The following is a 16,919-nucleotide window of genomic DNA, read 5'->3' on the forward strand; positions in this document are numbered from 1 at the left end:
ACCCCGAAGGGTGCCGCGCGTTCCGATGAGGACCGGTTTCGCCGGGTTCCGGATCAGCCCACCAGGCCGTCGGCGAGCTCCTCGCCGAGGGTGGACTCCGTGCCCGGGATGCCCAGGTCCTGGGCCCGCTTGTCGGCCATGGCCAGCAGGCGGCGGATACGGCCCGCGACCGCGTCCTTGGTCAGCGGCGGGTCGGCGAGCGCGCCCAGCTCCTCCAGGGACGCCTGCTTGTGCTCCATGCGCAGCCGGCCGGCCGCCGCGAGGTGCTCGGGCACCTCCTCGCCCAGGATCTCCAGGGCGCGTCCCACCCGGGCGCCCGCGGCGACCGCTGCGCGCGCCGAGCGGCGCAGGTTGGCGTCGTCGAAGTTGGCCAGCCGGTTGGCGGTGGCGCGGACCTCGCGGCGCATCCGCCGCTCCTCCCAGGCCAGCACCGACTCGTGGGCGCCGAGCCGGGTGAGCAGGGCACCGATCGCGTCGCCGTCGCGGACGACGACCCGGTCCACCCCGCGCACCTCGCGCGCCTTGGCCGCGATGGAGAGCCGGCGGGCGGCACCGACCAGGGCGAGCGCCGCCTCCGGGCCGGGGCAGGTCACCTCCAGGGAGGAGGACCTGCCGGGCTCGGTGAGCGAACCGTGGGCCAGGAAGGCTCCGCGCCAGGCGGCCTCGGCGTCGCAGGTGGCCCCCGAGACCACCTGCGGGGGCAGTCCGCGGATGGGGCGGCCGCGGCCGTCCACCAGCCCGGTCTGCCGGGCCAGCTGGTCGCCGCCCGCCACCACCCGTACGACGTAGCGGGAACCGCGCCGCAGACCGCCGGGGGCCATCACGATCAGCTCGGAGCTGTGCCCGAAGATCTCAAGGATGTCCCGCTTCAGCCGGCGCGCCGCCATCGCGGTGTCCAGCTCCGCCTCGATCACGATCCGGCCGCTCACCAGGTGCAGTCCACCCGCGAACCGAAGAATCGCCGAGACCTCTGCTTTTCTGCAGCAGGTCCGGGTCACGGGAAGCCGGGAAATTTCGTCCTTCACCGCCGGCGTCATCGCCATGGGCCGATCCTTCCATGCATCCGAAAAATACGGTCGTACGCGGCGGCCAACAGCTCCGGATCATGGATCGGAACGCCGTCGGGTGAGGCCACCGGCGCCAGCTCGACCGCGGCGCCGAACCGCTTGGCGGCATCGGCGAGGGACTCGCGATCGGGCACGGCGGCTTCGTCGGCCAGCACCACGTCCAGGGCGAGTTTAGGGGCGTGTCGTCCCAAAACCTCCAAATGACGCTGCGGGGAGAAGCCATCAGTTTCGCCGGGTTGCGGTGCGAGGTTGAGCGAGAGGACCTTGCGGGCCTTGGTCTCGACGAGCGCGTCGAGCAGTTCGGGGACGAGCAGGTGCGGAATCACGGAGGAGAACCAGGATCCCGGTCCGAGCACCACCCAGTCGGCGTCCAGCACCGCGGCGACCGCCTCGGGGACGGCCGGCGGGTCGTGCGGGACGAGGTGGACCGACTGCACCTCACCGGGGGTGAGCGCCACGGTGGCCTGGCCGCGCACCGTGTCCACGTCGCCCGGGCGGTCCGGGTCGTGCCCCCGGACCAGCGCCTGGAGCTCCAGCGGCACGGCGGACATGGGCAGCACCCGGCCGTGCGCACCGAGCAGCTTGCCGACCAGGTCCAGGGCCTGGACGTGGTCGCCGAGTTGCTCCCAGAGGGCGACGATCAGCAGGTTGCCGACCGCGTGCTCGTGCAGGTCGCCCTTGGACTGGAAGCGGTGCTGGATCACCCTGGCCCAGGTCTGGCCCCAGTCGTCGTCCCCGCACAGGGCGGCAAGCGCCTTGCGCAGGTCGCCGGGGGGCAGGACGCCGAGTTCCTCGCGGAGCCGTCCGCTGGAGCCCCCGTCGTCGGCGACGGTGACCACGGCGGTGAGGTCGCCGGTGATCCGGCGGAGCGAGGCGAGCGAAGCGGACAGCCCCATGCCGCCGCCGAGGGCGACGACCTTGGGCTGGGCGCCGCGCTTGCGGCCGGACAGCGCGGGAGTGGCTCTGCGCAGGCGCCGCAGGCGCAGGTTGCGGCTGGTCACTCGCGCCCCATGTCCCGGTGCACGAGGACGGTCTCGATGCCTTCGGTCGCGAGCCGGGCGGCGAGCTTCTCGGACATGGCGACCGAGCGGTGCTTGCCGCCCGTGCAGCCGACGGCGATCGTCACGTAGCGCTTGCCCTCGCGGCGGTATCCGGCGGCGATGAGCTGGAGCAGCTCGGTGTACTGGTTGAGGAACTCCTTGGCACCGGGCTGGTCGAAGACGTAGGCGGAGACCTCCTCGTTGAGCCCGGTGAACGGGCGCAGCTCGGGGACCCAGTGCGGGTTGGGCAGGAAGCGGCAGTCGACCACCAGGTCGGCGTCGACCGGCAGGCCGTACTTGAAGCCGAACGACATGACCGTGGCACGCAGCTCCGGCTCCTCCTCGCCGGCGAACTGGGCGTCCATCTTGGCGCGCAGTTCGTGCACGTTGAGGCTGGAGGTGTCGATCACCAGGTCGGCGTCGCCGCGCAGCTCGCGCAGCAGGTCCCGCTCGGCGGCGATGCCGTCGACGATCCGGCCGTCGCCCTGGAGCGGGTGCGGGCGGCGGACCGACTCGAAGCGGCGGACCAGGGCATCGTCGGAGGACTCCAGGAAGACGATGCGCCGGGTGACGTGCTTGGCCTCCAGGTCGGCGAGGGACTCGCGGAGGTTGTCGAAGAAGCGGCGGCCGCGTACGTCGACGACGACGGCGATCCGCGCCACGTTGCCCTGCGAGCGGGCGCCGAGCTCGACCATGGTGGGGATCAGGGCGGGCGGCAGGTTGTCGACGACGAACCAGCCGAGGTCCTCCAGACACTTGGCCGCGGTGCTGCGCCCGGCGCCCGACATCCCCGAGATGATCACCAGCTCGGGAATGGCCGCGTTCCCGTCCCCGGTCTCGATGGTGGTGCCCGTACTCACGTGTCCTGCTCCGTCTGCTCGGTCGGTGCCGCCGGTCCCGGTTTCGTTCCCGGTGCCGGCTTCGTGCTCGTGTTCACGCTCGGTCATGTCGTGCTGCCCCCGTCGTCCTCTTCAATGATCTCTCCTGTCGCCGTGTTCACGGCAGGCGTGGCCGGGGCGGCCGATGCGAGGGCGACAGCCACCGATTCCGCCGTTCTGCGGCCTATCCCCGGAACCTCGCAGATCTCGTCGATTGTCGCCTGCTTCAGCTTCTTCACGGAGCCGAAATGCTTGATCAACGATTGTTTCCGGGTTTCGCCGAGGCCGGGGACGGCGTCCAGGGGGCTGGAGCGGATGCGTTTGGCCCGTTTGGCGCGCTGGTACGTGATCGCGAAGCGGTGGGCCTCGTCACGGACCCGCTGGAGGAGGTAGAGCCCCTCGCTGGAGCGGGGCAGGACGACGGGGTCGTCGTCATCGGGCAGCCAGACCTCTTCGAGGCGCTTGGCGAGGCCGCAGACGGCGACGTCGTCGATGCCCAGCTCGTCGAGGGCCCGTTTGGCCGCCGCGACCTGCGGCCGGCCGCCGTCGACCACGACGAGCTGCGGCGGGTAGGCGAACCGCTTGGGACGGCCGTCGTCCTCGCGGGCCTCACCCTCCGGGGCGGGGATTCCGGAAGTCTCGGAGGTCACAGGGATCTCAGGGGTTCCGGAGGTCTCGGGGGCGGCAGGGGTTCCGGAGGTCTCGGGGGCCTCCTCCCACTCCCCCGTCCGCTCCTTCTCCTGGAGGTACCGCTTGAACCGGCGGCCGATCACCTCGTGCATCGAGCGGACGTCGTCCTGGCCCTCGAAGCCCTTGATCTGGAAGCGGCGGTACTCGCTCTTGCGGGCGAGCCCGTCCTCGAAGACGACCATGGAGGCGACCACGTCGTCGCCCTGGAGGTGCGAGATGTCGAAGCACTCGATGCGCAGCGGGGCCGAGTCGAGGCCGAGCACCTCGGCGATCTCCTCCAGGGCTCGGGAGCGGGTCGTGAGGTCGGAGGCGCGCTTGGTCTTGTGCAGGCCGAGGGCCTGCTGGGCGTTGCGCTGGACCGTCGTCATCAGGTCCTTCTTGTCGCCGCGCTGCGGGATGCGCAGGCTGACCTGGGAGCCGCGCCGTCCGGCGAGCCACTGGGAGACCGCCTCCGGGTCCTCGGGCAGGGCCGGGACGAGGACCTCCTTGGGGACGGAGTCCCCCGCCTCCTCGCCGTACAGCTGCTGCAGGGCGTGCTCGACCAGGCCGGCGGTGTCGACGTTCTCCACCTTGTCGGTGACCCAGCCGCGCTGGCCGCGCACCCGGCCGCCGCGCACATGGAAGATCTGGACCGCCGCTTCGAGCTCGTCCTCGGCGACCGCGATCAGGTCGGCGTCGGTGGCGTCGGCGAGGACGACGGCGCTCTTCTCCATGGCCCGCTTGAGGGCCTCCACGTCGTCGCGGAGCCGGGCCGCCCGTTCGTACTCCATCTCCTCGGCCGCCGCCATCATGTCCTTCTCCAGGCGGCGGATGTACGTACCGGTGCGGCCGGCCATGAAGTCGCAGAAGGCGTCCGCCAGTTCGCGGTGCTCCTCGGCGGTGACGCGGCCGACGCAGGGGGCCGAGCACTTGCCGATGTAGCCGAGGAGGCAGGGGCGGCCGGTCCTGGCGGCGTTCTTGAAGACCCCGGCGGAGCAGGTGCGCACCGGGAAGACCCGGAGCATCAGATCGACCGTCTCGCGGATCGCCCAGGCGTGGCCGTACGGACCGAAGTAGCGCACGCCCTTCTTCTTGGCCCCGCGCATGACCTGCACGCGCGGGAACTCCTCGTCGAGCGTGACCGCGAGGTACGGATAGCTCTTGTCGTCGCGGTACTTGACGTTGAACCGCGGGTCGAACTCCTTGATCCAGGAGTACTCCAGCTGGAGGGCCTCGACCTCCGTGGACACGACCGTCCATTCCACCGAGGCGGCGGTGGTGACCATCGTGCGCGTGCGCGGGTGGAGCGCGGCCAGGTCCTGGAAGTAGTTGGCCAGGCGCTGGCGCAGGTTCTTGGCCTTGCCGACGTAGATCACCCGGCGGTGCTCGTCCCGGAACTTGTAGACCCCCGGGGAGTCGGGGATCTGTCCCGGCTTGGGGCGGTAGCTGGAGGGGTCTGCCATGTGCCCCACCCTACTTGCGGGCAGTGACAGCGCGGCCGGTCCCGAAACGGTGCCGTGCTCCGGGGCGCGGACGGTGGGAGCGCGCCCCGGAGCACGGGTCGGGGGATGCCGCCGGTCAGCGGGGCGCCCGGCGGCGCCGGTCGCGCAGGGCCGCGGCGCCGCCGAGGGCCAGCACGGCGAGGGCACCGGCCCCGGCTGCGGCCGAGGCGGCGGTCAGGGCCGGGCCGGGCACCGTGCTCGCGGTGACGACCCGGGACTCCCCGCCGGCGGGCGCGGACGCGGGTGCGGATCCGGTGGCGGGTGCGGACGGCGCGTAGCCGCCCGCCTTCCCGGCGCGCGCGTACCCGGAGCCGGGGAGCTTGTCGCCGTACGCCTCCCGCACCCGGGCGCGATAGGCGGCCAGCGTGGTGCCGCGGGCGCCGACCGCGCGGACCGCGTCCCGGTCCAGCGGGAGCACCCTGGCCCCCTTCTGCACGAACCAGGCGTCCGTCTGCGGTTCGCGGAAGACCGTCCCGCCGGGGAGTTTGCGGGCGCCCGCGGCGGCGTACCGCGCCTCGTCGTCGCCGGTGGCCATGTTCACCACCTGCCAGCCACCGTCCTTCCCTTCCTTCGGAAGGGTCCACAGGGACGCCTTCTGTCCGTCCGAGGAGACGGCCGTGGTGGCGAGGTAGTCCAGTCCGGCCACGGGCGCGCCCGGTTTCCCGGCGACGAAGTCGGGGGCGAGGGTGTACACGGGCACGGTCTCGCCGACGAGGCGCGGGGCCGCCGCGGACTTCGTGACGGCGCCTTCGCGGGCGAAGAACCGGGACAGGGTGTCCAGCGTCCCGGCGTCGGCCGCCGCGTGCCGGGCGGCGCTCAGCGCGGCCGGGCCGACCTCGGGTCCGGTGGCGGGTCCTGGGGCGGCGCTCGCCCCGGGAGCGGCGACGGTGAGCAGGGCGGCGCCGGTCAGGACGCCGACGGCGGCCAGGGCCGCAGCCGTGGACCGGGCGGTGCGGGCGGTGCGGGCGGTGGTGCGGCTCATCTCGTCACGCCCCGATCCGGTAGAGCGAGTGGGTCCAGGAGAACTCGGCGTTGTTGACGTACCAGGCGTGCGAGGCCCAGTTGTAGCGGTTGCTGGAGGGCCAGGGGTCGCCCCAGTAGACCCAGCTGCCCGAGTCGTCGTACCCGTACAGGACGTGCATGTGCCCGCCGCCCGAGGACCACTGGATGCGGGTCTCCACGGGGCGTCCCGCGGCGATCTCGGCCTGGACGGTGGGGTAGCGCAGCCAGCCGGTGACGTACGAACCGGGGGTGACCCCGGCCCAGTACAGCCCGTCCTGGACATTGCCGAGCGTGGCCTGCGAGTTGGGGCACTCGTAGCCCTGCGCACGGCCGAAGGCGGCGTTGCAGAACTGGTTCTGCGAGTAGTTCCGGCCGAACCAGGTGGCGATGGTGTTGCCGGACGCGGCCCAGCACCAGTTGCTCTTCTGCTGGGCCTGCATGGTGATGTCCAGGCGCCGGGTCGCGGCGATGCCGTTCGCGGGGGCGGCCGTGTCCGCCGGTGCCGCGGCGGCCCGCGGGGCGGGGGCGGCCGGTGCGGGGGCGGCCGGTGCGGAGAGCCGGGCCGCCGAGGCCGTCGCCGTCGGCAGCGCGAGGAGCACGGCGGCCAGGACGGCCGTGGCGGAGAGCCGGCCCGGTCGGATTCTTCGGTTGCGCATGACGTTCCTCCCGTTGCGGGGGATGGGTGTTCGCGGGAGCGCGTCCGGACGCTGCCCGAGGAGCATCAACCGTTGTCGGGACCGGGTCAACACGCTTCAATGCGGGGGAACATCGCGGTGTGAACGGCGTGGCGGACACGTGAACGGCCCTCCCCCGGCCACCTGCGGAACCACCCCCGCCGACGCGGTCCTCCCACGCCGCGTCGTGAACGTTCACCCGGTCATCTGGAGGTCCCATGCGGCACACCGAGGCCGAACTGTCGCAGGTGCTGCACACCGGCCCGTTCCATCTGGCGCTGCGGACCGCGCTCTCGGTGCGCGGGCTGCCGCTCCAGCGGGTGCAGCACCATCTCGCGCACCGCGGGGTCAAGGTCGGGGTGACCAGCCTGAGTTACTGGCAGCAGGGGGCCAGGCGCCCGCAGCGCGCCGAGTCCCTGCGGGCCGTGAAGGCGCTGGAGGAAGTACTGGAACTGCCGGGGAACTCGTTGCTCCGGCTGCTGGGCACCGGCGGCGGCCGTCCGGAGACCGACCGCCCGGCCGCGCGGTCGTACCGTTCGCTGCTGGAGTCGTCCGGTGCGGTGGAGCGGCTGCTCGCCGAGCTGGGATCACCGGTGGACGGCGGGCTGCACACGGTGGGGCACCACGAGCGGGTGCGGCTCGGCCCCGGCCGGGAGCTGCGGCAGCGCGAGTCGCAGCACGTGGTGCGGGCGCACCGGGACGACATCGACCGCTACCTCGCCGTCTACCGGGGCGACCCGGGCTGCGATCCGGCGCGGGTGACGGTGGCGGCCCGGGAGAACTGCCGGACGGGGCGGGTCCGCTGGGACGACGGGACGGGGGTGCTCGTCGCCGAGCTGCTCTTCGACACCCGGCTGAGGTCGGGCGACACGTACCTCTTCGGCTACGGCTTCGACGACGGTACGGGAGGTCCGTGCGGCGAGTACGTGCGCGGCTTCAGCTTCGGCGGCGGGCAGTACGTGTTGCAGGTGGGGTTCGACGAGGCGGCGCTGCCGGTACGGTGCCGGCGCTTCGCCCAGGTCTCGGCGGGGGCGCCGCGCGGCGCCCGTACGGACCTCACACTCACCGGCAGGCACCGGACCGTCCACCTGGTGGAGCAGGGGGTGCGGCCCGGCCTGGTCGGCATCGACTGGGACTGGGAGTGACTCCGGCCCCGACGAGCACGGGCCGACCCGGCGGGCGCGGTGCAGGCCGGCAGGCACGGTGCGGGCCGGCAGGCACGGTGCGAGTGCGGGCGCGGTCCGGCGGGGACGGCACCGTACAGGAGCCGGCGGCCGGCCCCCGGCAGGTGCGGGACGCGCCGGGCGGGTCAGGCCTCGGGGCCCGCGATCAGCTTCCCGCCCTCGACCCGGACCGGGACCGCGGGCAGCGGCGCGGTGGCCGGGCCGCGCGTCGCCTTGCCGGTCGTGGTGTCGAAGTGGCTGCCGTGGCAGGGGCAGTTGCCCACGTTCTCCTCGACCTTGTCCAGCAGGCAGCCGCCGTGGGTGCACTGGGCGCTGAACGCCTTGTACTGGCCCTTGGCCGGGCAGGTGACGACGAGCCGCTGCTCGCGGTAGAGCTTGGAACCGCCGACCGGGACCTCCTCCGGCGCGCCGAGCGTCACGGGGGCGGTCGGCGTCGGCGTCTCGGCGTGGCCGAGCTTCGATTCGGTCGAGCAGGCGGCCACTCCCAGCCCGGCGGCGCCGGCGAGAGCGGCGCCCTTCAGCACGGTACGGCGGGCGGCGGGCTGGCCGGACATGCGGTCTCCACTGGTCGGAGGAACGGGGGGACACCGGGGACGGCTGAGGCACCGGGAGTACCTGGGCATCAGCGCCATCGGTGACGGAACCGACGATACCGGCGCCCCCGACCGCCCCCGCCCCCGGCCCACCCGAGCCCCGCCGTCCCGGCCCGGCGCCGCCCGTTCCCGGCTTTCTCCGGTCGGGGCCGGGGCTCGCACGGGCGGGTCGTCCTCGACGTCCCGCCCGTGCGCCGCGTGCTTCCCGGCTCAGGCCTCGCGGGCGCGGGTCGTCCGCTTCGTCGCGGGCTTCTTCGCGGCCGGCTTCTTCGCCGCCGCGGTGGACCCGGCGGTCTTGCCCGTGCCCGTCCGGGCCGTGGCCGTCCGTCTGGCCGGGGCCGACTTCGCGGCGACCGTCTTCTTCTTCGCGGCCGTCTTCCGCACCGGCTTGCGGGCGCTGGGCACCGCGGCCTCGCTCACCCGGTCCGGGTCCAGGATGTCCTGGAGGAACTTCCCGGTGTGGCTGGCGGGAGCCGCGGCGACCTGCTCAGGGGTGCCCTCGGCAACGACCAGACCGCCGCCGCTGCCCCCTTCGGGTCCCATGTCGACGACCCAGTCCGCGGTCTTGATCACATCGAGGTTGTGCTCGATGACGATCACCGAGTTGCCCTTGTCGACCAGCCCGGAGAGCACCTTGATGAGCTTGCTGATGTCCTCGAAGTGCAGCCCCGTGGTCGGCTCGTCCAGGACGTAGACCGTGCGGCCGGTGGAGCGCTTCTGCAGCTCACTGGCGAGCTTCACCCGCTGCGCCTCGCCGCCGGAGAGCGTCGGCGCGGACTGGCCGAGCCGCACGTACCCGAGACCGACCTCGTTGAGCGTGCGGAGGTGGCGGGCGATCGTCGGGACGGCCTCGAAGAACTCCAGGCCCTCCTCGATCGGCATGTCCAGCACCTCGGCGATGGACTTGCCCTTGTAGTGGACCTCCAGGGTCTCCCGGTTGTAGCGCGCCCCGTGGCAGACCTCGCACGGGACGTAGACGTCCGGCAGGAAGTTCATCTCGATCTTGATCGTGCCGTCGCCGGAGCAGTTCTCGCAGCGGCCGCCCTTGACGTTGAAGGAGAAGCGGCCCGGCAGGTAGCCGCGCACCTTCGCCTCCATCGTCTCCGCGAACAGCTTGCGGACGTGGTCGAAGACACCGGTGTAGGTGGCCGGGTTGGACCGGGGTGTGCGGCCGATGGGCGACTGGTCGACGTGCACCACCTTGTCGACCAGGTCGTCCCCGTCGACCCGGGTGTGACGGCCGGGGACCGACTTGGCGCCGTTCAGCTCCCGGGCCAGGTGGGTGTAGAGGATGTCGTTGACCAGCGTCGACTTCCCGGAACCCGAGACGCCGGTGACGGCGGTGAGGACGCCGAGCGGGAAGGAGACGTCGATGTCCCGGAGGTTGTTCTCCCGGGCGCCGTGCACCGTGAGCGTGCGCTCCGGGTCCACCGGCCGGCGGATCTCGGGGGTCGGGATCGACTTCTTGCCGTTCAGGTACTGGCCGGTGATCGACTCGTCGTTGCCGAGCAGTTCCTCGAGCGATCCGGAATGGACCACCTTGCCGCCGTGCTCACCGGCGCCGGGGCCGATGTCGACGACCCAGTCGGCGACCTTGATGGTGTCCTCGTCGTGCTCGACGACGATGAGCGTGTTGCCCATGTCGCGGAGCCGGACCAGGGTCTCGATCAGCCGGTGGTTGTCCCGCTGGTGCAGGCCGATGGACGGCTCGTCCAGCACGTACAGCACGCCGACCAGGCCGGAGCCGATCTGGGTGGCGAGCCGGATGCGCTGGGCCTCGCCGCCGGACAGGGTGCCCGCGGCGCGGTTGAGCGAGAGGTAGTCGAGGCCGACGTCGACCAGGAACTTCAGTCGCTCGTTGACCTCCTTCAGGACCCGTTCGGCGATCTTCTTGTCGCGGGCGTTCAGCTTCAGCCGGCCGAGGAATTCGGCGCACTCGCTGATCGACATCGCGGAGACCTCGGCGATGGACTTCTCCATCACCGTCACGGCGAGCACGATCGGCTTGAGCCTGGTGCCCTCGCAGGTCGGGCAGGGCACCTCGCGCATGTAGCCCTCGAAGCGCTCCCGGCTGGAGTCGCTCTCGGCCTCGGAGTGCCGCCGCTTGACGAACTGCACCGCCCCTTCGAACGAGGGGGTGGTGTACGCGCGCTCCCGCCCGTAGCGGTTGCGGTAGCGGACCTCGGTCTGGATCTTGTGGCCGAAGAGCAGGGCCTTCCTGGCACGCTGCGGCAGCCCGGCCCAGGGGATGTCGGTACGGAATCCGAGGGCCTCGGCGAGCGCGTTGATCTGCCGGCCGAAGTACTCCTTGGTGTGGCCGTGCGACCAGGGGTGGATCGCGCCCTCGTCGAGCGACTTCTCCTCGTCGGGGACGATCAGCTCCGGGTCGACCTCCATCCGCGTACCGATGCCCGTGCAGTCGGGGCAGGCGCCGAAGGGCGAGTTGAACGAGAAGGAGCGCGGCTCCAGCTCCTCGAAGGAGAGGTCGTCGTACGGGCAGTAGAGGTGCTCGGAGTACATCCGCTCGCGCTCGGGGTCGTCCTCGGGGAGGTCGACGAAGTCGAGCACGACCATGCCGCCGGAGAGCCCGAGCGCGGTCTCGATCGAGTCGGTCAGCCGGCGCTTGGCGCTGTCCTTCACCGTGAGCCGGTCGACGACCACCTCGATGGTGTGCTTCTCCTGCTTCTTCAGCTTGGGCGGCTCGGAGAGCTGGATGGTCGCGCCGTCGACCCGGGCCCGGCTGTAGCCCTTGGTCTGCAGGTCCGAGAAGAGGTCGACGAACTCGCCCTTGCGCTCGCGCACCAGCGGCGAGAGCACCTGGAAGCGGCTGCCCTCGGGAAGGCCGAGCACCTTGTCGACGATGGCCTGCGGGGACTGGCGCGAGATGGGCCTGGAGCACTCGGGGCAGTGCGGCTTGCCGATCCGGGCGAAGAGCAGGCGGAGGTAGTCGTAGACCTCGGTGATGGTGCCGACCGTGGAGCGCGGGTTGCGCGAGGTCGACTTCTGGTCGATGGAGACGGCGGGCGAGAGCCCCTCGATGAAGTCGACGTCCGGCTTGTCCATCTGGCCGAGGAACTGGCGGGCGTACGAGGAGAGGGACTCCACGTAGCGCCGCTGGCCCTCGGCGAAGATCGTGTCGAACGCGAGGGAGGACTTGCCCGACCCGGAAAGCCCGGTGAAGACGATGAGGGAGTCGCGGGGGAGGTCGAGCGAGACGTTCTTGAGGTTGTGCTCGCGAGCGCCACGGACGATGAGACGGTCGGCCACGCCGGTCCGCACCTTTCTGGAGAGAAATGGGGGAACTGAGCCCCCGTCCCAGGGTATGGGGGGCGCCACAGCGTTGTACGAAGCTTTCGACTCCGAGCGTATAGCACGCGCATTCGATTTACGGACGTCCGCAATCTCCTTCACCCGAACGAGTGGCGGGGCTAGGCTCGGCCCCATGAACGATCATGCGCACGACCTGGAAGCCCTTCGTGAGGCCACCGATCGGCTGCTCGGCGCCGCCGGAAAACTGGACGACGCCGCGCTCGCCCTGCCGTCCCGGCTGCCGGGCTGGAGCCGGGGACACGTCCTCGCGCACATCTCCCGTAACGCCGACGCGCTCGTGAACGTTCTCCGGGCCCGGCCCATGTACGCAGACAGCGAAACCCGCGACCGCGACATCGAGCGCGACGCGCCCCGGCCGCAGGCCGAACAGCTGGCCGACCTGACCGACAGCGCGGCCCGCTTCGCGGAGGCCGCCTCGGCCCCGGCCGACTGGTCCCGCACGGTCACGCTGCGCAACGGCGTGACGGACTCGGCCTCCCGGGTCCCCTTCCGGCGCCGCGTCGAGGTCGAGCTGCACCACGTCGACCTGGGCATCGGCTACGAGCTGGAGGACCTGCCGGAGGAGTTCGTGTCCAAGGAGATCGACTTCCTCGTCGAGCGGTTCGACGGGCACCCCGACGTCGTGGCCACGAGCGTGGTCGACGGGACGGGCCGTACCCGGACGACCGGTGGCGGCGCGGCGGGCTCCCCCGTCACCGTCCGCGGCACCGCCCCCGAGCTGCTCGGCTGGCTCTGCGGGCGCCGCGACGGGTCGGCGCTGACCGTCGAGGACGGCCCCCTCCCCGCTCTCCCCCCGCTATAGGCTGAGTCGCATGACGTACAGCGGAGCGGTCAAGGTCGGCGGGCCCGCCGATGTGCACGAGTTGACGGACCTGATGATCTCCAAGGTCGCCGTCGGCGCGATGAACAACAACGCGTACCTGCTGCGCTGCCGGGCCACCGGCGAGCAGCTGCTGATCGACGCGGCCGCCGAGGCCGGGACCCTGCTGCGGCTGATCGGCGACGACGGCATCGCGTCCGTCGTCACCACCCACCGGCACGCCGACCACTGGCAGGCGCTCGGCGAGGTCGTCGCGGCCACCGGGGCGCGGACCCACGCCGGACGGTACGACGCCGAGGGCATCCCGGTCCCGACCGACGTCCTGGTCGACGACGGCGACACGATCCGGGTGGGCCGGGTCGCCCTGACCGCCCGCCACCTCGTCGGCCACACCCCGGGCTCCATCGCGCTGGTCTACGACGACCCGCACGGGGCCCCGCACCTGTTCACCGGGGACTGTCTCTTCCCGGGCGGGGTCGGCAACACCCACCAGGACCCCGAGGCCTTCGTGAGCCTGCTCCACGACGTGGAGACCAAGCTCTTCGACCGGCTGCCCGACGAGACGTGGGTCTACCCGGGACACGGGCACGACACCACGCTCGGCGACGAACGTCCGCAGCTGCCGCAGTGGCGCGCCCGCGGCTGGTGATCCGGGCCGCGGCCGCCATCGGCGGACCGCCGCACCCCGCCCCGGGGACTTCCTCGACCCCGGAACACCGGCCGGGGCGGGCAACGAAGTGTTGCCCGCCCCGGCCGGTGTCGTGTCCCGTCGGGCCGGCCGGGCGATCGCCGGGCCGGCCCGCGGGCTCAGGCGTCGACGCCCGCCCCCTTGTCCACGGCCTTGTCCGTGATCTCGTCCGCCCGCGCGGCGGCCTCGGCCCGCTCCTGCTTCCGTCCGGCGACGAGGCTGGTGATCGTCGTGATCACCAGCACGCCGCAGATGACGCCGAGCGACACCGGGATGGAGATCTCGGGGACGTGCACCCCGGACTCGTGCAGCGCGTGCAGCACCAGCTTCACGCCGATGAAGCCGAGGATGACCGAGAGCCCGTAGCTGAGGTGGACGAGCTTCTTCAGCAGCCCGCCGATCAGGAAGTACAGCTGCCGCAGCCCCATCAGGGCGAAGGCGTTGGCGGTGAAGACGATGTACGGGTCCTGGGTCAGGCCGAAGATCGCGGGAATGGAGTCCAGGGCGAACAGCACGTCGGTGGTGCCGATGGCGAGCATGACCACCATCAGCGGGGTCAGCACGCGCTTGCCGTTGTTCCGGATGAAGAGCTTGGTGCCGTGGTAGCGGTCGGCCACCCCGAAGCGGCGCTCGACCGTCTTGAGGAGACGGTTCTCCTCGAACTCCTCCTCTTCCTCACCGGCCCGCGCCTCCTGGATGAGCTTCCAGGCGGTGTAGATCAGGAACGCGCCGAAGATGTAGAAGACCCACGAGAAGTTGGCGATCACGGCGGCGCCGGCGGCGATGAAGACGGCCCGCAGCACCAGCGCGATCAGCACCCCGACGAGCAGCACCCGCTGCTGGAGGTGCGAGGGCACCGAGAACTTCGCCATGATCAGGACGAAGACGAAGAGGTTGTCGACGCTGAGCGACTTCTCGGTGATGAAGCCGGCGAAGAACTCGCCCGACGCCCGGCTCTCGCCGAAGACCAGCAGGCCGAGCCCGAAGAGGACGGCCAGCGCGATCCAGACGACCGTCCAGATCCCGGCTTCCTTGGTCGTCACGTCATGGGGCTTGCGCCCGATGAAGAAGTCGACGGCGATGAGGGCTGACAGACCAAGGATGGTCAGCGCCCAGAGGGTCCATGAAACGTCCACTGCGCCTCCGGCAGTTCGCTACGGCTACTGATCAGCGTCGTCGCTGCCGGAGGTCTCTTCCACCCGGGGGCGCGGGCTGCGCCACGGGCCGGCGCCCCGGGACCGGTCACGGTCCGTACTGACGGGAACGCCGCGTACGGGAATACTCCCCTCCGCCCAAAGAACAGTACAGGGAATCCCAAGGAAAGGTAAAGAGAAAGATAAATCTCCTTCAAAAGCCCTGGTCAGGGCGGTATGGGAGAGGTCGGTCGATCCGTGGATCAGTACTGCTGGGTGCGGCGGGCGGCGGCCACCGCGGCGAGCACCTGCTCCAGGACCCGGCTGCCGGGCGGCATCACCGGCGGCTCGTACGTCCAGGCGTGCCCCACCCAGGGGTCGGCGAGGTGGTCGTCGGGGACCGGGGTGAGCCGGAGCAGCGAACGCCACAGCGGGTCGAGCACCGGCCCGTACCCGGCGGCGTCCTCCCGGTCCGCGACCATCAGGATGTGGACGCCGACCGAGGGGCCCTCGTCGGCGAGATAGCGCAGCTGGGTGACGGCCCGGTCGTCGAAACCGTGCGGGAAGTCGTTGACGATCAGCAGCTGCTCGCCCGTGTCGAGGTCCGGCGGCAGCGAGTCGGCGGCGCCCGCCCGGATCGCCATCTGCACCAGATCGACGCGCCGGGTGAGATGGGCGAGGACCGAGGCGACCCCCTGGGCACCGGCGGCGGGCGGCCCGGCGAGCGCCCCGGAGTGGACCAGCGGGGCGAGCGCCCCGGCCCCGGAGCCCGCGGCGTCGATGACGTGGACGGAGAACTCGCCGGCCGGGTAGACGGCCAGCAGGCGTGCCGCGTGGGCGACCGCGCTCTCCATGGCCAGGGTACGCAGCTGAGTGGTGTCCATCAGGGCCGCGGCGTCGGAAGCCGTGCGGCCGCTGTCGATCCAGATCCCCCGCTCCAGAGGCAGCCGGACCAGCAGCGGGATGCGCAGGTCGGGCTTCTCGGGAAGGTGGAGGTCGCCGATGCGCAGCGCCATGGGGATCTCCATCGGGACGCGGTAGGCGTGCCAGACGGGGTTGTCCCAGCGTGCGAACGCGGCGGGGAGCGCGGGCTCCACGACGTCGGACTCGGCGGCGAGCTGGGCGAGGTCGCGGTCGAGGGTCTCGCGGGCGCGGCCGGTCAGCTCGTCGCGCTTGGCGCGGGCCTCCTCGCGGGCCCGGTCGCCCGCGCCCCCGATCCGGCTGCGCGGGTCGGACAGGGTCCGGTCGAGCTCCTGGTCCATGCGGGACTCGGCGAACTCCACGGCGCTGCGGTACGCGGCGGTGGTGCGGGCCAGGTCCTCGAACATGCCCCAGATCTGGTTGTAGAGGCGCTCGTCCATGGACCAGCCGGTCGCGTCCCCGGCGACGGGCTGGGCGGGCCGGCCCGGCTCCGCGGGCGGGGCGGCGGGCGGGGGCGGCGGGGGCGCGGCGGCCTGGCGGCGGGGGTGGGCGTAGTCGATGCGGCCGCCGCCCGTGGCGGGTGGTGCGGGCGGGGCGGCGGGCTCCGTGAGCGGCTCGGCGGGCCGGGGGTCGTGCGGGGGCGGTACGGGGCCCGCGCCGTGGCCGACGCGGCCGGTGTCCGGGGTGCGCGGCGGGGGCGGGGTGACGGCGCGGGCCGTCGCGCGGGTGACCGCTTCCTGGATCGAGTGGGCCAGTTCGGCCGCCCGGGACAAGCCCTGGTCGGCGAGCATGGCGGCGAGGCCGCCCGCGTAGCCCTGGCCGACGGCGCGGACCTTCCAGGCGCCCTGGCGGCGGTAGAGCTCCAGGGCCGCTACCGCGGACTCGGTGTCCAGGCCGGTGAGGGTGAACGTGGCGATCTCGGTGCCGTCGAGTCCGGTGACCGCGACGAACGGCGAGGCGACCGCGCCGAACCGGACCGGACCGCCGATGCCCGTGGGCAGGGCCAGCAGCACGGTGACCCGGTGCACCGCGTCCGGCAGGGCGTCGAGGTCGACGGCGAGCCGGTGGTCGGCGGCGGCCTGGCGGGACACTTCGAGGCCGGGCAGTTGGGGCGATCCCGGGTGGGCGACCCATTCGGTGCCGTGCACCGTGCCGTTCTCGTCGCCGAGCGTGGCACCGGCCACGACGGGCGTGCCGGCCGATACCCGGATCTCCAGACGGGTCTGGGGCAAGGTGTGGTTCTGCCCCCGGACCAGCTCGGCCGTCATTGCCCTGTCCCCTCGACGATTCGCTTCACTGCCGTGCGGTGTGCCGCAGGGCGCCGCGGCACCGTGCGGTGCGCCGCGTACGGTACGGCGCCATGCGGTGCAGCTCCCGGCGGCCGATGCCGCCGGGAGCTGCGGTTACCGGTGTGTACC

At 72.3% G+C, this 16,919-nt stretch carries 13 protein-coding genes; 3 read left to right on the forward strand and 10 right to left on the reverse strand.

Features of this window, described 5'->3' with window-relative positions; genetic code table 11:
• Positions 1 to 53: 53 nt before the first annotated feature.
• The 6 genes from whiA to ACFYW1_RS05520 all read right to left on the reverse strand — a co-directional run bounded on the left by whiA (position 54) and on the right by ACFYW1_RS05520 (position 6,814).
• A complete protein-coding gene (whiA, locus tag ACFYW1_RS05495) occupies positions 54 to 1,043 on the reverse strand; it encodes a DNA-binding protein WhiA (RefSeq protein ID WP_148834166.1) in 990 nt (329 codons plus the stop codon).
• Positions 1,034 to 2,068: a uridine diphosphate-N-acetylglucosamine-binding protein YvcK gene (yvcK, locus tag ACFYW1_RS05500; RefSeq protein WP_148834168.1), complete on the reverse strand. Its 1,035-nt coding sequence runs from the start codon at positions 2,066 to 2,068 to the stop codon at positions 1,034 to 1,036. Before yvcK ends, whiA begins: the two co-directional genes overlap by 10 nt.
• On the reverse strand, positions 2,065 to 3,054 hold the full coding sequence (gene rapZ / locus ACFYW1_RS05505) for an RNase adapter RapZ (RefSeq protein ID WP_388987389.1): 990 nt from the start codon (positions 3,052 to 3,054) through the stop codon (positions 2,065 to 2,067). The genes yvcK and rapZ overlap by 4 nt, the downstream gene beginning before the upstream one ends.
• Positions 3,051 to 5,117, reverse strand: coding sequence for an excinuclease ABC subunit UvrC (gene uvrC / locus ACFYW1_RS05510; RefSeq protein WP_388987392.1), 2,067 nt, complete (start codon positions 5,115 to 5,117; stop codon positions 3,051 to 3,053). The genes rapZ and uvrC overlap by 4 nt, the downstream gene beginning before the upstream one ends.
• Positions 5,118 to 5,232: 115 nt before the next feature.
• On the reverse strand, positions 5,233 to 6,138 hold the full coding sequence (locus tag ACFYW1_RS05515; protein WP_388987394.1) for a hypothetical protein: 906 nt from the start codon (positions 6,136 to 6,138) through the stop codon (positions 5,233 to 5,235).
• Positions 6,139 to 6,142: 4 nt separating this feature from the next.
• Positions 6,143 to 6,814: a papain-like cysteine protease family protein gene (locus tag ACFYW1_RS05520; RefSeq protein WP_388987397.1), complete on the reverse strand. Its 672-nt coding sequence runs from the start codon at positions 6,812 to 6,814 to the stop codon at positions 6,143 to 6,145.
• A 236-nt stretch (positions 6,815 to 7,050) separates the two neighbouring features.
• Between ACFYW1_RS05520 and ACFYW1_RS05525 the strand changes: the two genes are divergently transcribed.
• Positions 7,051 to 7,977, forward strand: coding sequence for a hypothetical protein (locus ACFYW1_RS05525; protein WP_388987400.1), 927 nt, complete (start codon positions 7,051 to 7,053; stop codon positions 7,975 to 7,977).
• 164 nt (positions 7,978 to 8,141) lie between these two features.
• Here ACFYW1_RS05525 and ACFYW1_RS05530 read toward each other — a convergent pair whose 3' ends face one another.
• Both ACFYW1_RS05530 and uvrA read right to left on the reverse strand, forming a co-directional pair.
• The gene (locus ACFYW1_RS05530; protein WP_388987403.1) at positions 8,142 to 8,570 is read right to left on the reverse strand and encodes a Rieske (2Fe-2S) protein; all 429 of its coding nucleotides are present in this window, start codon (positions 8,568 to 8,570) and stop codon (positions 8,142 to 8,144) included.
• Between the two features lie 249 nt (positions 8,571 to 8,819).
• Positions 8,820 to 11,876 (reverse strand): excinuclease ABC subunit UvrA, encoded by a 3,057-nt coding sequence (uvrA, locus tag ACFYW1_RS05535; protein ID WP_388987405.1) that lies wholly within the window; start codon positions 11,874 to 11,876, stop codon positions 8,820 to 8,822.
• A gap of 175 nt (positions 11,877 to 12,051) precedes the next feature.
• Here uvrA and ACFYW1_RS05540 point away from each other — a divergent pair, with 175 nt between their 5' ends.
• Together ACFYW1_RS05540 and ACFYW1_RS05545 are read left to right on the forward strand one after the other, a co-directional pair.
• On the forward strand, positions 12,052 to 12,741 hold the full coding sequence (locus ACFYW1_RS05540; protein ID WP_388987408.1) for a maleylpyruvate isomerase family mycothiol-dependent enzyme: 690 nt from the start codon (positions 12,052 to 12,054) through the stop codon (positions 12,739 to 12,741).
• A gap of 10 nt (positions 12,742 to 12,751) precedes the next feature.
• The gene (locus tag ACFYW1_RS05545; RefSeq protein WP_388987410.1) at positions 12,752 to 13,408 is read left to right on the forward strand and encodes an MBL fold metallo-hydrolase; all 657 of its coding nucleotides are present in this window, start codon (positions 12,752 to 12,754) and stop codon (positions 13,406 to 13,408) included.
• A 158-nt stretch (positions 13,409 to 13,566) separates the two neighbouring features.
• Here the strand turns inward: ACFYW1_RS05545 and ACFYW1_RS05550 are convergent, their stop codons facing one another.
• Together ACFYW1_RS05550 and ACFYW1_RS05555 are read right to left on the reverse strand one after the other, a co-directional pair.
• Positions 13,567 to 14,583: a TerC family protein gene (locus tag ACFYW1_RS05550; protein ID WP_388987413.1), complete on the reverse strand. Its 1,017-nt coding sequence runs from the start codon at positions 14,581 to 14,583 to the stop codon at positions 13,567 to 13,569.
• A 260-nt stretch (positions 14,584 to 14,843) separates the two neighbouring features.
• Positions 14,844 to 16,769: a TerD family protein gene (locus tag ACFYW1_RS05555; protein ID WP_388987416.1), complete on the reverse strand. Its 1,926-nt coding sequence runs from the start codon at positions 16,767 to 16,769 to the stop codon at positions 14,844 to 14,846.
• Between the last annotated feature and the right edge of the window lie 150 nt (positions 16,770 to 16,919).

The sequence above is a fragment of the Streptomyces sp. NPDC002669 genome (assembly GCF_042889165.1).
Lineage (GTDB): Bacteria > Actinomycetota > Actinomycetes > Streptomycetales > Streptomycetaceae > Streptomyces.

What these genes read in the sequence shown, in the direction of transcription:
- uvrC (WP_388987392.1), bottom strand. Translation starts at nt 5,117, where the DNA reads ATGGCAGACCCCTCCAGCTACCGCCCCAAGCCGGGACAGATCCCCGAC.
- ACFYW1_RS05520 (WP_388987397.1), bottom strand. Translation starts at nt 6,814, where the DNA reads ATGCGCAACCGAAGAATCCGACCGGGCCGGCTCTCCGCCACGGCCGTC.
- rapZ (WP_388987389.1), bottom strand. Translation starts at nt 3,054, where the DNA reads ATGACCGAGCGTGAACACGAGCACGAAGCCGGCACCGGGAACGAAACC.
- ACFYW1_RS05515 (WP_388987394.1), bottom strand. Translation starts at nt 6,138, where the DNA reads ATGAGCCGCACCACCGCCCGCACCGCCCGCACCGCCCGGTCCACGGCT.
- ACFYW1_RS05555 (WP_388987416.1), bottom strand. Translation starts at nt 16,769, where the DNA reads ATGACGGCCGAGCTGGTCCGGGGGCAGAACCACACCTTGCCCCAGACC.
- ACFYW1_RS05540 (WP_388987408.1), top strand. Translation starts at nt 12,052, where the DNA reads ATGAACGATCATGCGCACGACCTGGAAGCCCTTCGTGAGGCCACCGAT.
- ACFYW1_RS05530 (WP_388987403.1), bottom strand. Translation starts at nt 8,570, where the DNA reads ATGTCCGGCCAGCCCGCCGCCCGCCGTACCGTGCTGAAGGGCGCCGCT.
- ACFYW1_RS05545 (WP_388987410.1), top strand. Translation starts at nt 12,752, where the DNA reads ATGACGTACAGCGGAGCGGTCAAGGTCGGCGGGCCCGCCGATGTGCAC.
- ACFYW1_RS05525 (WP_388987400.1), top strand. Translation starts at nt 7,051, where the DNA reads ATGCGGCACACCGAGGCCGAACTGTCGCAGGTGCTGCACACCGGCCCG.
- whiA (WP_148834166.1), bottom strand. Translation starts at nt 1,043, where the DNA reads ATGGCGATGACGCCGGCGGTGAAGGACGAAATTTCCCGGCTTCCCGTG.